The sequence below is a fragment of the Planctomycetia bacterium genome (assembly GCA_015075745.1).
Classification (GTDB): Bacteria; Planctomycetota; Phycisphaerae; order UBA1845; family UTPLA1; genus UTPLA1.
This window is the reverse complement of sequence record JABTTW010000002.1, coordinates 123,918-137,297: the sequence shown is the minus strand read 5'-3', so window position 1 is coordinate 137,297 and position 13,380 is coordinate 123,918. Positions and strand designations below refer to the sequence as shown.

Below are 13,380 nucleotides of genomic sequence, written 5' to 3'. Positions count from 1 at the left end.
CGCGCTTAGCGGAGAAAGTCCGCCGCCGCGACCCAGCCCTGCGATCCTGCTTCATTGTTGTGGATCGCAAGGTGTCTGCCCAATCTCGGCGCTGTTGGAGGGATGGTGGAAGGTCGGCGGGTTGCGGTCGTAAATATTGGCCATACAATGCTTTGTGGGTATTTGAGGCGCGCAGTTGCCATGAAGGGCCGACTCGTGGTTAATGGTGGTCGCCGAATAATTCGCGGCATAGCTCGAAGGGGCTGGAGCCCAGGATGACGAAGAACCCTCAGATTAAACGGATATTTCTTATCGGGAATGCGGCCAAGCCGGGGGTGCCTGAGACATTTTCCCGTTTGCGTGGCATGCTCGAATCGAAGGGTCTGCTGGTGGGTTCGGACCTCGACTGCAAGCTCGGGGAGATCATGAAAGCCGGGCCGGACATGGTGATCGCGCTGGGCGGCGATGGGACGATCCTTTCCGTGGGTCAGGCGATGCAGCATAAGCAGGTGCCGATCGTCGGCGTCAACATGGGGAAGCTCGGCTACCTCGCCAACTTCACTGCTGACGAATTGCTGATCCACTTCGATCAGGTTCTGAGCGACCCGGAACTCGTCACGCAGCGCATGATGCTCGATGTCTGGCTGACCGATTCCAAGGACAAGCGCCTTGCGGGCGTCGCGCTGAACGATTGCGTCATTCGCGTGGCCGAGCCGTTTCGAACGGTGGGGCTGTCGGTGGACATTGACGATCATCCGGTGACGACGATTGTGAGCGACGGGCTCATCATCGCGACGCCGACGGGCTCGACGGCACACAATATGTCGTGCGGAGGGCCGATTGTTCAGCCGGATGTTGAGGCGATTATTCTGACTCCGTTGTGCCCCCACTCGATGACGCATCGGCCGGTGGTGGTGGGGCCGCAGTCGGTTGTTTCGATCGCGGTTCGGATGACGAGCGAAGGCGCGGCGATGGTCCTGGACGGACAGTATGTGTGCCCGATTCCAGGTGGGACGCGGATTGAACTGCGGCGTTCATCGAGCAGCTTCCTTCTCGTGCGCAATCCGCAGCGCAAGAGCTGGGACACGCTGGTTCAGAAGCTCAAGTGGGGCCAGGCGCTGACGTGACAAGGCCGGCCGAACCGGGGCGATGGCTCGCGCTGACGCTCGGCGCGTTCTTCCTGCTGACGGCGGCCCTGGGGCTTGCATCAAGGGGCGTATATCAGGATGACGACCTGACGCACTTTCTCTTTGCTCGATGGGCGGGGTGGTTTCCTTCATATCTGCTGCACGTTTGGGGAAGGCCGGGATTGACGATCCCGCTATTCGCGGTGTCGTGGCTGCCGGATATTGATACGGCATGGCATGGCGCGCGTTTGCTGTCGGCGGTTGCGACCGCGGCATCGGCACTGATCGCCGCGCGGCTGGCAATGCGACTGGGTGTGGCGCGACCGTGGCTGGTGGTGGTGCTTTGTTATGCGCAGCCGCTTGCCAGTGTGTTGGCCACGACGACGCTGACGGAGAACTTCGCGGGACTCTATCTCGTCGCTGCGGCGGCGCTGCTCCAAACGAAGCGGGTCGTCAGCGGTTCAGTGATGTTCTCCTTGCTTTTGGTGACGCGGCATGAAGCGGCGGCATTGCTGCCGGTTTGGATGGTCGGCGTCTGGATGGCGGGCGGCGGCACGGCAAGGTTTTTCGCGGCGGCATTCGCCACGGCGCTTGCACCGATCGCGCACAATGTCACGTTCTTCGCGACGTTCGGGACTTGGCCGTTCTCCATCTTCAGGCACGCCACCGGATCGACGGAGTATCTTCCCGCCGGGCCGCTTGGCTATGTGCCGGATGCGCTCTACGCGATGACGCCGCTGATCCTGGCGCTGGCGATCATCGGTGGGGCGGCATTGTGGCGGCGCGGCGAGTGGCTGACGCCTGCGCTGGCGGGCACATTTCTGTTAACGCACATCCTCGTTCGATGGTTCGGCGTGTTCGCGAGCGGCGGCTATGGGCGATTCATGGTGACGGTCGCGCCGCTGGCCGCCATTCTCGCGACGGCGGGCCTTGAGGAATTGAGGGCATTCTCCGGGAGCGGCCGCCGTTCATACGGGCCGTGGGTGGTCATTGCGGCGGTGTGGCTCATCGGGCTCGCGGCGATCGAGCAACAGCGAACGTCGGGCCGCTTCGTTATGGACGATCGACTCATCTGGTCACTGAGAATTTGCGTCCTGGCGATTGTGGTGCTGGCGCTTTGGCTCGGACGCGCTGCCCGATCGGCGTGGGCCCGGCGCGCGGGACTGGGGGTGCTGGGCCTGACCGTGCTGGCTCAGTGGATCGTGATTGTCACGCCGCTGCGCGAGCGGGGGGCGCAGCGCTTCACCCGCGACATCGCCAGATGGCTGCAGAAGCAGGGGTACTCAGATGGCCCGTTCTTTGCGACGAATCCGTGGTTCTCGTTGCACCTCGATCTGATTGAGAATCCCCGGGCGCACAAAGGCCCGACGCTTCTCGCTTCGATGCCGGTGGGAACAGTTGTCTTGTGGGACTCGGAATACAGCGGAAGTGATTATCACCGAATTGAGTTGGACCGACTGCGCGATGCCGCGCACTACGAACTATTAGCCGAGTTTCGAAGCCAGTGGCAGACGCCGTTGAAAGTGTGGGCGTTCAAGAAGATTAGTCCGACGCCGCTGCCTGAGTCGCCGGATGAGTGCTATCCGCCGAACCCCGCGGCGGAGAAGGACCCGGTGTTGGGTGTCTATTACCTGCGACCCTGATGGATGGTCTTGGGGCGACGACGGCGGAAGAGCGCTACGGCCGTGACGGCGACGTAGGCGAGTGTTGCCGGCTCCGGAACGACGACGGCGCGGGAATCGAACTCGGATTTCTGTTCGATGTCACCGCGAACCGGTGTTGCCCACAGGATTACTGTAAGGCACAGTGAGGCCCCAACGAGCAGGGCCAGCGGCGCGAGCAGGCGGCAACGTGTTGTGCCATCTGTTGTCTTGGAATCTGTTGTTGTCATCCCCTGTTCCCCCAATGGAGTTCGCGCTGGAAGGCGACCACTCCAAGATTATTTTACGATTCGGGTCATCGAGAAAACGAAAAATTCAGAAAGGTGCCTACGTCTCATATACTCCGCTGCGGTCGGGGTTTGCGGCGCGTTGAGCAGGGGCCGTCGGGTTCGAGAGACACTGCGACCGAGAAAAAAACCACGGTACAAGTCAAACGAATCAGCGGCTCATAACAGTATGTCATGGATGGCCCGTGAGAGAACGGACACAGGGAATGCCGGACGTCCCAAATCAATCGAGACAGGCGCCGGCATCGGCTGCGGACTCGGTGACGTCTCTGCGCATCGACGCCCTGAGGCAGCGCGCGACCCGGCTCGCGGTCAAGCTCGTCTGGAATACCGCGGACGCGGACGAACTCGTGCAGGAGGCCTTCCGCATCGCGGTGTCGTCGGGCTTGGGATTCGATGAGGAGAGATTCGAACCGTGGATGCTTCGGACGGTCGGCAACTTGTGTCTGAATCTTCGTCGGAGGCGGCGCGCTGAACCGCTGGGGCCGTGGATTGATGCAAAGACAACCGAGACACCGTCAGACATCGCCCAGCATCGCGAGCGACTGGAGCGGATTCGACTGGAGATCTCGCGGCTGCCGGCGCAACAACGGTTGGTAATCACGCTTCGGAGCATGGAGCAGATTAGCTACGCGGAGATTGCCGTGGTCATGGAATTGTCGGAAGCGGCGGTGAGGGGTCACGTGCATCTGGCGCGGAAGAAGCTCTCAGAATTGTTTGAGGGAATTGGATCATGATGGGCTGCGAAAAGACTCGGATTCGCCTCGACGACTGGCTGGACGGCCTGCTCGATGAATCGGCGCGCGGCGAGGTCAACGATCATCTGGCCTTTTGCGACGAGTGCCGGGCGCGGTTCAAGCGGCATGTCGATTTGCAGGGCGACCTGGTCGAGCTTGGGGTCCTTGCGGATCGAATCGCGACGGGCGAGTCCCGGATAGCGTCGAGTCGAAGTTGGCGCGTCGGCCGTGTCGCCGTGACGGCAGCCGCCGCGGTGATGTTGGTCTGGGCCGGGACGCACTTCGCGCGTTCATGGAGGATCGCGCAAGAGCCGGGAAGTGTTGAGAGTCCTGTCCTGACCGTCGCCGCGAGCGAACAGCCTCTTCCACTGGGCGACCTGATGGTCAGCCGAATCGATGCAACCCAAATCAGCATCAAGGGAGGCCCGGAGTGCGTCGCGGTCAACGTGCAGACCTCCAATCCGAAAATCCAGATCGTGTGGCTGTACGGGGAATGCCAGAGCCCGGCGACTCCGGTGAAGGACGAAACTGATACCAAACTCAATCCCGCAAGGAGACTTTGATCATGTGGATGCGAATTCTCATTCTGTCGGTTGCACAGCTTTCAACGTGGGCCTTCTCGCCGATTGCGTTTGCGCAGCAGGATGGTGATGTCGGCGGACGCGGCCGTGGCGGTCGCGGCACGGTCGCACAAGCCTCGGAACAGGACGGATCGGAGGTGAAGTGTTTCACCGTTACCCGTGCGCATCCGACGAAACTGGCGGACTACATCGGCCAACTCTACGGGCGAGGTCGCGTGGTGGACATGCCCGCGACGGGGAAGCTCCTGTTCATGGGAACGCCGCGCGAGATCGAGCAGGTGGCGGAACTTCTCAAGGAACTCGACATCCCGGACATGGACACCGGTTCCGAGCCGGAACTGGCGATCATCCCGATTCAGCATCGGCGGGCAAACGACGTCTTGTCAAATATTCGCCAAGTGTTCTCCGGAACTTCCGAGTCGATCCTGAGGCTCTCCGCCGACGACGCGCGGTCGAGCATTATCGTTCTGAGCCGTTCGAACAAGGTACTCGCCGCAGTGAAGACGATTGTCGAAAAACTCGACCGACCCGCCGAGCGTGTTGCGCTGGAGTTCGTCTTCTTCCACGCTGATCTGAAATCTGCCGATGAAAAGCCCGTAATGCCGGAGGACTTACAAGAGGTGGCCAACGAACTGTCCCGATTCGGCCGCGTCAAGCTTCTGGGTCGGTTGTTTGCGGATGCCACGGAGGGGGGAAAATTCAAAGTCGAGGGACGCGTCGCTGATACGGTGTCTGTCAATGTTCAAGGTCGGGTCCAGGACGCCGCGAAAGGCGAACCGGTCCGTTTGGAGGTAGAGGCAAACGTGAGGATCGAACAAGTCACTACTGTGCCAAGTGTCACCAGTGGTTTCTCAACCAGTCGGGCTACCGGTACTTTCGAATTAAAGACGGAAATCGTGTTGACCCCCGGTCAGTGCATCGTCGTCGGCGGCTCACCGGCGGGCTTGGCGGAAGGGCAGTCGGTCATGCTTGCCGTGCGGGCCACCCCGTAGCTTGAAACGTAGTGAACTATCATGCGTGGGAATGAGCCGTCACACGCGACCTTAGCCCCTGAATCGTGTGATAGGGCGCCTGCAGCAGAAGAACGTCTCCGGGCTGAATGACCGTGTCGGGCGGCGGAAACAGGCGAATCTCCCCACCGCCTGCCGGGGAATGCTGAGTCACGCCGACGCCGAACTGCGTCATGATCTGCCCGACGGTCTTGCTGGCGAAGGGGCCTTCCTCGCGGACGTCCCATCGCTGCATGACGATGAGCTGCTCGCCGACGATGAAGCTGCCGACGATGGAGGACTCGATCGCGGCGACGGCGAAGGCCGGCGCGCTGATCGCTGACTGGCTCATGGCAATGTGAATGTCGAACCCCTGGCGGATCTTGTCGGCCATGTTCTGGTCGAACATGCGCAAGACCACGCGGATGTCCGGCTTCATGCCGCGAGCATCCAGGGCGATTTCCAGATTGGCAAGGTCATCGTCGGCCGCGAGGACGATGCTCTTGGCGTGGCGGATATTCGCGTCTTCCAGCAGGGCATTGCGGCGGGCGTCGCCGATGAGCAGCGGCGTGCCGTTTCGGCGAATCGTGTCGAGAAACTGGCACTGAGCATCGCGCTCGATGACCACGATCGGCTCGCCGAGGCGGTGCAGGAGGCGATAAGTGCGATAGCCGAGCTTACCGAGCCCGATGAGAATGATGTGGTTGGTCAATGATGCCGCCATGGTCGCACACCAGCTCCTTTCAAATCGCCGACGGTCTCCCACCAGCACGGCCAGATCGACGATTCCCTCGATGATGACGGTGAGGCCCAGGATGGGCACGAGGAAGAACATTACCTGTAGCAGAACGGATTCCGGGAACTCCTCGGGCGGCTCGCCGAAGATCAGGCTGAAGGTGTAATAGGTGGCCTTGGGAAGGGAGAGTTGCTTTTCCGGCTCCATAGCCCGAAAGGCGAAGCCGCCGGCCAGGAGTATGGCCAGCATCAGCAGGAGCCGCTTCCACAGGTGGCCCAGGGCAGCGCGATAGAAGCACCACTCTCGCCAGAGGCGAATCTTAAGCCGACTCCTTCCGGACTGCGGAGCCTGAAGCTGATCGATATGGAGTTGGTTCATGGGGCTGCAAGGCCGCTGGCACACGGCCCTTGTCTTCGACAACCGCCCCCATGGCGTCGGAACCTAATCCGCGGGCGCCGAGCGTACAAGCCGGCCGAGTCCCACATGGGGCAGATGGGTCGGCGAGAAACCGCCGCGAAGGGCGGACGTCCGGTCCGCCAAAACCCCCTATTCGGGTGTACCTAACATTTTCCTAAAAATGTGCTTGCCTCCCGCCCGATATGGTGGCATGATAACAGATGTGCGATGCGCCGGCGGAAGGAGCCGCCGAGGGTGCGTCGCCTCACGAAAACTGGACCGACGGGAGAAATATCTATGTCTAGTGGTGACGGCAAACGGCAGCAGGCACTGGATCGGGCCCTGCAACAAATCGAGAAGACCTATGGCAAAGGCGCCATCATGCAATTGGACGCGAATCTCTCCGCGGCCAAGGACGGCATCAGCACGGGAGCCCTTTCGCTGGACCTGGCCCTCGGCGGAGCGGGCCTGCCGCGGGGGAGAATCGTCGAGATCTTCGGTCCCGAGTCGAGCGGCAAGACGACGCTGGCGCTGCACGTCATCGCCGCGGCGCAGCGGGCCGACGGGGTGGCGGCCTTTGTCGACGCGGAACACGCACTGGACCCCGCCTGGATGAAGCGCTGCGGCGTGAACCCCGAGACGCTCCTGGTGAGCCAGCCGGACTGCGGCGAGCAGGCGCTGGAGATTACCGACATGCTCGTCCGATCGAACGCGGTCGACGTGATCGTCGTGGACTCGGTCGCCGCCCTGACACCCAAGAGCGAGTTGGAGGGCGAGATGGGGCAGGCCTCGGTCGGCGTGCAGGCCCGGCTGATGAGCCAAGGCATGCGAAAACTGACGGCGGGCATCGCCAAAAGTCGATCGATCGTCATCTTCATCAACCAGATTCGCGAGAAAATCGGTGTGATGTTCGGCAGTCCTGAGACGACGCCGGGCGGTAGGGCCCTGAAGTTCTACAGTTCGATCCGCATCGACGTGCGACGCATCGCCTCGATCAAGGAGGGCGACAAGGTCACCGGCAGCCAGGTGAAGGCCCGCGTGGTCAAGAACAAGGTCGCTCCGCCCTTTCGCGAGACCCTGTTCGACATCATGTTCGACTCCGGCATCAGCCGGGAGGGCGATCTCATCGAACTGGGCATCAAACATACGCTCATCGAGCGACAGGGGGCGTGGCTGCGATACGGCGACGTTCAGCTTGGACAGGGCAAGGAAAACGCCAAGGTCTTCCTCAAGGACAATCCGCAGCTCTTCGAGGAGATTCGGATCAAGATTCTCGAGGTGAACGGGCTGCTCGGCGGAGCGAAGCCGGAGGCCGAGAAGGATGCCAAAGAGGCCAAAGAGGCCCAGGCAACGAGCAAGGCGGAACCCGCGGGAAAAGTCGAAGCGCCGGTGAGCAAGTCCGTTCCCGCGGTAAAGGGCCGACCCGGCGCGGTCGGGCGTAAGACGGCGGTAGGGGCAAGGTGAAAATACACAGGCCGCTCATTCGCACGGCGGCGATCGCGCTGATCGCAGCGTGCGTACTGGTTCCCGGGTCGCTCGCGCGCGGCGACGCCGGGACTGAAGCGCGCGCTCACGGGGAAATCCGCGAGGTCGGGTCGCTTCGCGTGCTCCGCATCTGGGGGACGGCGAAGGAGCGGGGTTACGCTCACGGCTACTTCCTCGGCGATGAGATCGTTCGCCTCCTGAACGGCTATCTGGAGGAGATCACACCGGGCGAAGAGGGCGCGAAGCTCTACGAGCAAAAGGCGCGGGCCATGCTCCGGACGATGGCCGTCGCGCCGCGATTCAAGGAGGAGCTTGAAGGCATGCTCTCAGGTATCCGGGCAAAGCTTCCGGATGGCGGGTACTTGTCTCGGCTGGGTCGGGCGATTGAGTTCGACGATCTGGTCACGATCAATTGCATTCCGGAAATTTCCCGGGTGGCTTGTTCGTCATTCGCGGCCTGGGGACCGCTGACGAAGGATGGAGACACGATCAGCGGGCGAAATCTCGACTGGCACAGTCTGCGAGCCCTCGAAGGCGGACAGATTCTCATCGTACAAATTCCCGACGCGAGCGAAAAGCAGATACCCTGGGTTTCCGTCACGTGGCCGGGGTTCATCGGCTGTCTGACAGGGATGAATGCCGAGGGCGTCAGCGTGTGCATGCACGACGTGCATACCGACGGGCCATCCATGCCCATCGGATTTACCCCGCGCGGTCTCTCGTTGCGGCAGGTGATCGAGTCAGCCCATGCCGAGACGGCGGCGATGGACGGACGAGACATTCTCTCGAAGTGCTTGAGCAGGGTCGGCAACAACGTCGTCTTGTCCGCGCCCTATCTGACAGGGCGAAGTCGTCCGTCGATTGTCTTTGAGTATGACGGAAGCATGTTTGATTCATCCGGCGTTACGGTTCGGGCGGCAGCGGTCGCCGGAAAGAAGAAAGCCGATCCCGGCTTTCAGATCGCCACGAATCACTACCGCAAGCGTGCCGAGCCGGAGCCATGTGACCGGTATGCACGGCTCAATGAGCAGCTTAGTGCGGTGTCGAAGGAATCGAAGCGGCTCGATGTCGATGGGGCGTGGAAGCTCTTGGTAAGCGTGGCTCAGGAAACGCCGCCGGGCAAGCGCGGCCTCTTAACCTATCACAGCGTGGTTTTCGAGCCAAATGCCCGGCGAATGCACGTGGCGATCTCCCGGGATGGCAAATCGGCTCCGCATTGCCCCGTCGTGTCAATCGACCTCGCGGACCTCCTTCAAAGCCGGTCTGTTCAGGCCGCTGGAAACTGAAGCTTCTGCAAACAGCGCCGGCACGGTAATCTTCTCCGATGCTTTGGCAACGACTCCTCTTCGGCGCGATTCTCATTGCTGTGCTGGTCGGTCTGCTTTACGCGGATAGCCGACTGGCTGCGTGGGTGAGTCAGGATGCGGCGGAATTCAGGTTCGACGGGGCGATCTTGACTGGCACCGTCGCCGTTCTCGTTTTCCTGGGCGGGCTGGAAATCACTCGACTCTTTCGCGGCGCCGGTCACCAGCCGCTGACCCTCTGGCCTTCGATCGTCAGTTCACTCATTGCTTCCATTCCGTTTCTCTGCAAGAGCGGGCTTACAGGGAATTGGGGCTTGGCGAAGCTCTCCCCTGCCCAGTTAACCGTTGGCGCATTGCTCACGGCCCTGTTCGGCGTCTTTTTTCTCGTCGCGCTTCGACGGAGGACTGACCGAGCGATCGGCGACATGGCCGTGTCCATCTGGCCCGTGCTGTACCTGGGGTTGCTCCCGCAATTCATCGTTTCAATTCGGTTGGACGGTTCGCCGCACGGCATCGCCATCGTTCTCTTTTTCATCGCCACCGTGAAGATCTGTGACATTGGGGCCTACTTCACCGGCCGGGCCATCGGTCGGCACAAGCTCATCATCTGGCTGTCGCCCAAGAAGACCTGGGAGGGTCTTTGCGGGGGCGTTGTCGCTTCGATTGTGCTGGCGGTCGGCGTGGCGAAATGGATCGACGGGAGCCAGGCTGCGGCATTTCCCCCGGCCTTTCTCACCGTCGGGCGGGCCGCGATTTTCGGGTTTCTGATGGCGGTGATCGGGCAGACCGGCGACTTGCTCGAATCGCTGATCAAACGCGACGCACAGGCCAAGGACTCGGCCCAGGCGATTCCGGCCTTCGGCGGCGTGCTGGACATTCTCGATTCCGTGCTGCTGACGGCTCCCGTGGCATGGTGGATTCTGATACATTAACGCTCGCGGCGCAGATCGCCGCGTAAGGAGCCGCTGGCCACTTGGAATTGGTCATCACACTCGACGCCCCGGTTGACCGACGGATTGAATTGTTCGGGCCGGCTGACAGCAACCTGCGCGCCATCCGCGAGGCAATGGGCGTCAAGATTTTCGCGCGGGACTCGACACTGAAGCTCGTCGGTGACGCCGATGCCGTCACCAAGACGGCCACGTTGATCGAGTCACTTCAGGAAACGCTCAAGCACAAGGGTCGATTGGAAAAGGACGCGGTCGCGAAAGCGCTCGAGTCGCTGGCGGCGCAGCAATCGCGGCACGACACCGGCGCGATTCACGTCTATCGCCATTCGGCCGCCATTCGGCCGATGACCGCCGGACAAGCGGCGTATGTCCGAGCGATCGCCGAAAACGACCTTTGCTTTTGCTTGGGTCCGGCGGGTACGGGCAAGACCTATCTGGCAGTTGCGATGGCGCTGTCGCTGCTCAAAGTCGGCCGGCTCAAGCGAATCGTCCTCGCACGACCCGCGGTGGAGGCGGGCGAAAAGCTCGGCTACCTGCCCGGAGACATGCAGGCGAAGGTGAATCCATACCTGCGTCCGCTCTTCGACGCGATGCACGACATGATGGAGTTCGAGCAGATCAAGCGATTCATGCTGAACGATGCCATTGAAGTGATTCCGCTGGCCTTCATGCGGGGCCGTACGCTGAATAACGCGGCGATCATCCTCGACGAGGCGCAGAACGCGACCATTCCGCAAATGCTGATGTTTCTGACGCGCATGGGCGAGCACAGCAAGATGATCATCACCGGCGACGACAGCCAGTCCGATCTGGAGAGCAAGAGTGCCAGCGGCCTGGCCGACGCGGTGCGCCGCCTCTCCAATGTGGAAGGCATTGCGGTGGTCCGGCTCAGCGAGCTGGACATCGTCCGTCATAAACTGGTGACGCGGATCGTCCAGGCGTACGGCGATCGAACGAAGAAATCGGGGATCTGACTTCGGGGGGAGATCAACGGGGGGCGCCGCGAATTACAGGCGACGGGTGATGCGGCCGCGGGTGAGGTCGTAGGGTGAGAGCTCGACGCGGACCTTGTCGCCGGGCAGAATGCGAATGAAGTTCTTGCGGAGCCTGCCGGAGATGTGACCGAGGACGAGCTGCTTCTTGCCGGCGAGTTCAAACTCGCAGCGAAACATGGTATTCGGCAGGGCCTGCAGGACTTCCGCTTCGACTTCAATTGCTTCTGTGTTCGCCATACAACCTTCTAAAGCGACTCCGCACGCTGAAATCTATCGGTCAGATTGACCATCCGGTTTGATCCGGAATTGCCCGCCCGCGGAGTCGTGTCACCGGGCAGTCGTCCCGTCCATGTCGGGACCATCGGGACTAGCCCCGCTATTCTAGCGGACTTCCGTGCTAAGAACAACACGCCGGGCCAAGGGACGGCCATACCAGCGTTGACAGTGACGCTTTGGAGATTTAGCTTGCGCCTAAGCGGCCGAGATGTATGGCCGCGGATGTATCGAAAGGAATCACCATGAAACCAAACGGATTGGTCGCCAAATTGAGACTGTTTTGCCTCCTGGGGCTGGGATTCGTCACTGCCGGGTGCAGTAACGCCCTGGTCGGCACATGGGAGAACACGGGCAAGGCCGATGATGCCAAGTTCTTCATTACCAACGCGACTTTCAATGACAACGGAACCTATGTCGCCTCGGCCAAGGAGGGCGAAGAGAATGTTCGGCTCGCGGGGACCTACGACTTCAATGGTGTCGAATTGAAGCTAAAGAATCCCGGAAAGCCCGAGCGGAAGTACGGCGCTACTTACATGATGATGGGGCAGACGCTTGAGATCCGCGATGGAAAAGACAAGCAGACACTCAAGAAGAAATAATCAAGCCTGAAGTGCGGTGCCGCGGTCAGAGGCCCGAAGCGGAACGGTTAGTCCCAATCTTCCTCTTCGTCGCTCGGCTCGATGTTCTTCGCGCGGCGTTCGTGCTCGCCTTCACAGGGCAGGCAGCGCCGGGCGAACGGCAACACTTCAAGTCGCTTGCGAGGCACGGCCTTGGCGCAGGTCAGGCAGATGCCGTACGTGCCGTCGTCGATTCGCTTGATGGCAGCTTCGATGTCATCGAGTTGGGCCGCCTCGATGGCCATGAGACCCATGTCGAGTTCATCTTCGAACCCTTCGGATGCCCGGTCGCTGACGTCGGCCAGGTCGCCGGACTTCTGGGCCATCTGCGCCTGAGTCGTCTGCACGACGGTCAGCAGCCGCTGGCGCTGCGCTGCCAGAGCCTCGCGCATATCAGCCTGCCACTGCGCATCAACGGCGGGCTTCGCCGGCTTGGCGGGTCGCTCAACGACGGTCTTGGCGGGAGACATCGATGAAGATGCGGATTCATGGGCGACGGCCTCCGCCCGAGACTTGGACTTGGCTTTCGACTTCGCCGAGGCCTTCGTCGCGGCGGCAGGCTTGGCCTTGGCGGCGGACTTGGGCTTCGTCTTTGCGCCCGCCGTCTTGGAGCCACCGGCCTTTTTCGATGTCTTCTTGGATGTGGCCATCAAAAATCGATTCTCCGCCGCGGTTTTCCACGCCGCGCCACCGGCCGAAAAATTGGCCGGATCGAACGCGGGGCAAGAAGGATCGTGTTGATCCGAGTCTATGTCAAGTGCCCGTGTGCCACCGAACCTGGGCCAAGTCGACGATTCTATGTTCGAGGATGCCGGATTTCCGGGAAACCGGCTTTGCGACCGCGCAGGCACGATCCGGCCCCATGCCCTGCGAGCAAGGGCATTGCATCGCGGCCCGGCCACAACCAGGCACGATTGGCAAAACGCCGAAGGGCTACTTTCGGCCCTTCTTCTTGGTCCCGCTCGTGCCGAGGATCGCATCCTTGGCGGCCTTGGCCACGCGGAACTTGACGACCTTTTTCGCGGGAATCTTGATGGCCTCGCCGGTCGCGGGGTTCCGTCCCATTCGGGCCTTTCGCTGGACCAGCACCAGCTTGCCGAGGCCGGGCAGCATGAAGCCGTTCTTGGCCTCCTTGTAGGCAGTGGCGACAAGCGTGTCCACGAACTGGACGACTTGTGCACGGGTCAGTTCATTTTGCTCGGCGAGGTGTCGGATCAACGCGCTCTTGCTCATTGCGGCAGCCATATTTGCTCCTTGGCA

General features: G+C 61.6%; 15 protein-coding genes. 10 read left to right on the top strand and 5 right to left on the bottom strand.

Features of this window, described 5'->3' with window-relative positions:
* Positions 1 to 254 precede the first annotated feature (254 nt).
* Together HS101_14130 and HS101_14125 are read left to right on the top strand one after the other, a co-directional pair.
* Entirely contained in the window at positions 255 to 1,106 is an 852-nt protein-coding gene (locus HS101_14130; GenBank protein ID MBE7507404.1) for an NAD(+)/NADH kinase, read from the top strand.
* Complete coding sequence (locus tag HS101_14125) at positions 1,103 to 2,749, top strand: hypothetical protein (protein MBE7507403.1); 1,647 nt, start codon at positions 1,103 to 1,105, stop codon at positions 2,747 to 2,749. The genes HS101_14130 and HS101_14125 overlap by 4 nt, the downstream gene beginning before the upstream one ends.
* On the opposite strand, the gene HS101_14120 is transcribed toward HS101_14125, so the two are convergent.
* Complete coding sequence (locus tag HS101_14120) at positions 2,734 to 2,997, bottom strand: PEP-CTERM sorting domain-containing protein (GenBank protein ID MBE7507402.1); 264 nt, start codon at positions 2,995 to 2,997, stop codon at positions 2,734 to 2,736. The two genes, HS101_14125 and HS101_14120, sit on opposite strands and share 16 nt — an antisense overlap.
* Before the next feature lie 263 nt (positions 2,998 to 3,260).
* Between HS101_14120 and HS101_14115 the strand changes: the two genes are divergently transcribed.
* From HS101_14115 to HS101_14105, 3 genes are read left to right on the top strand one after another with little or no spacing between them, the layout of a single operon-like run.
* Positions 3,261 to 3,791, top strand: a complete 531-nt coding sequence (locus tag HS101_14115) for a sigma-70 family RNA polymerase sigma factor (GenBank protein MBE7507401.1) — start codon at positions 3,261 to 3,263, stop codon at positions 3,789 to 3,791.
* The gene (locus HS101_14110) at positions 3,788 to 4,354 is read left to right on the top strand and encodes a zf-HC2 domain-containing protein (protein ID MBE7507400.1); all 567 of its coding nucleotides are present in this window, start codon (positions 3,788 to 3,790) and stop codon (positions 4,352 to 4,354) included. Before HS101_14115 ends, HS101_14110 begins: the two co-directional genes overlap by 4 nt.
* 2 nt (positions 4,355 to 4,356) lie before the next feature.
* On the top strand, positions 4,357 to 5,364 hold the full coding sequence (locus HS101_14105) for a hypothetical protein (protein ID MBE7507399.1): 1,008 nt from the start codon (positions 4,357 to 4,359) through the stop codon (positions 5,362 to 5,364).
* Between the two features lie 19 nt (positions 5,365 to 5,383).
* On the opposite strand, the gene HS101_14100 is transcribed toward HS101_14105, so the two are convergent.
* The gene (locus HS101_14100; GenBank protein ID MBE7507398.1) at positions 5,384 to 6,475 is read right to left on the bottom strand and encodes an NAD-binding protein; all 1,092 of its coding nucleotides are present in this window, start codon (positions 6,473 to 6,475) and stop codon (positions 5,384 to 5,386) included.
* Positions 6,476 to 6,790: 315 nt separating this feature from the next.
* Between HS101_14100 and recA the strand changes: the two genes are divergently transcribed.
* From recA to HS101_14080, 4 genes are all read left to right on the top strand, one after another.
* The gene (gene recA, locus HS101_14095) at positions 6,791 to 7,957 is read left to right on the top strand and encodes a recombinase RecA (protein MBE7507397.1); all 1,167 of its coding nucleotides are present in this window, start codon (positions 6,791 to 6,793) and stop codon (positions 7,955 to 7,957) included.
* Positions 7,954 to 9,264, top strand: coding sequence for a hypothetical protein (locus tag HS101_14090; protein ID MBE7507396.1), 1,311 nt, complete (start codon positions 7,954 to 7,956; stop codon positions 9,262 to 9,264). The genes recA and HS101_14090 overlap by 4 nt, the downstream gene beginning before the upstream one ends.
* A gap of 38 nt (positions 9,265 to 9,302) precedes the next feature.
* A complete protein-coding gene (locus HS101_14085) occupies positions 9,303 to 10,214 on the top strand; it encodes a phosphatidate cytidylyltransferase (GenBank protein ID MBE7507395.1) in 912 nt (303 codons plus the stop codon).
* A 134-nt stretch (positions 10,215 to 10,348) separates the two neighbouring features.
* A complete protein-coding gene (locus tag HS101_14080; GenBank protein MBE7507394.1) occupies positions 10,349 to 11,206 on the top strand; it encodes a PhoH family protein in 858 nt (285 codons plus the stop codon).
* A 33-nt stretch (positions 11,207 to 11,239) separates the two neighbouring features.
* Here HS101_14080 and infA read toward each other — a convergent pair whose 3' ends face one another.
* Positions 11,240 to 11,464 carry a translation initiation factor IF-1 gene (gene infA / locus HS101_14075; protein ID MBE7507393.1) on the bottom strand — a complete coding sequence of 75 codons (225 nt, stop codon included), beginning with the start codon at positions 11,462 to 11,464 and terminating at the stop codon, positions 11,240 to 11,242.
* A gap of 281 nt (positions 11,465 to 11,745) precedes the next feature.
* Between infA and HS101_14070 the strand changes: the two genes are divergently transcribed.
* Positions 11,746 to 12,102 carry a hypothetical protein gene (locus tag HS101_14070; protein ID MBE7507392.1) on the top strand — a complete coding sequence of 119 codons (357 nt, stop codon included), beginning with the start codon at positions 11,746 to 11,748 and terminating at the stop codon, positions 12,100 to 12,102.
* Positions 12,103 to 12,149: 47 nt separating this feature from the next.
* Here the strand turns inward: HS101_14070 and HS101_14065 are convergent, their stop codons facing one another.
* Both HS101_14065 and HS101_14060 read right to left on the bottom strand, forming a co-directional pair.
* Complete coding sequence (locus HS101_14065; GenBank protein ID MBE7507391.1) at positions 12,150 to 12,770, bottom strand: TraR/DksA C4-type zinc finger protein; 621 nt, start codon at positions 12,768 to 12,770, stop codon at positions 12,150 to 12,152.
* Between the two features lie 283 nt (positions 12,771 to 13,053).
* Positions 13,054 to 13,365: an HU family DNA-binding protein gene (locus HS101_14060; protein MBE7507390.1), complete on the bottom strand. Its 312-nt coding sequence runs from the start codon at positions 13,363 to 13,365 to the stop codon at positions 13,054 to 13,056.
* Between the last annotated feature and the right edge of the window lie 15 nt (positions 13,366 to 13,380).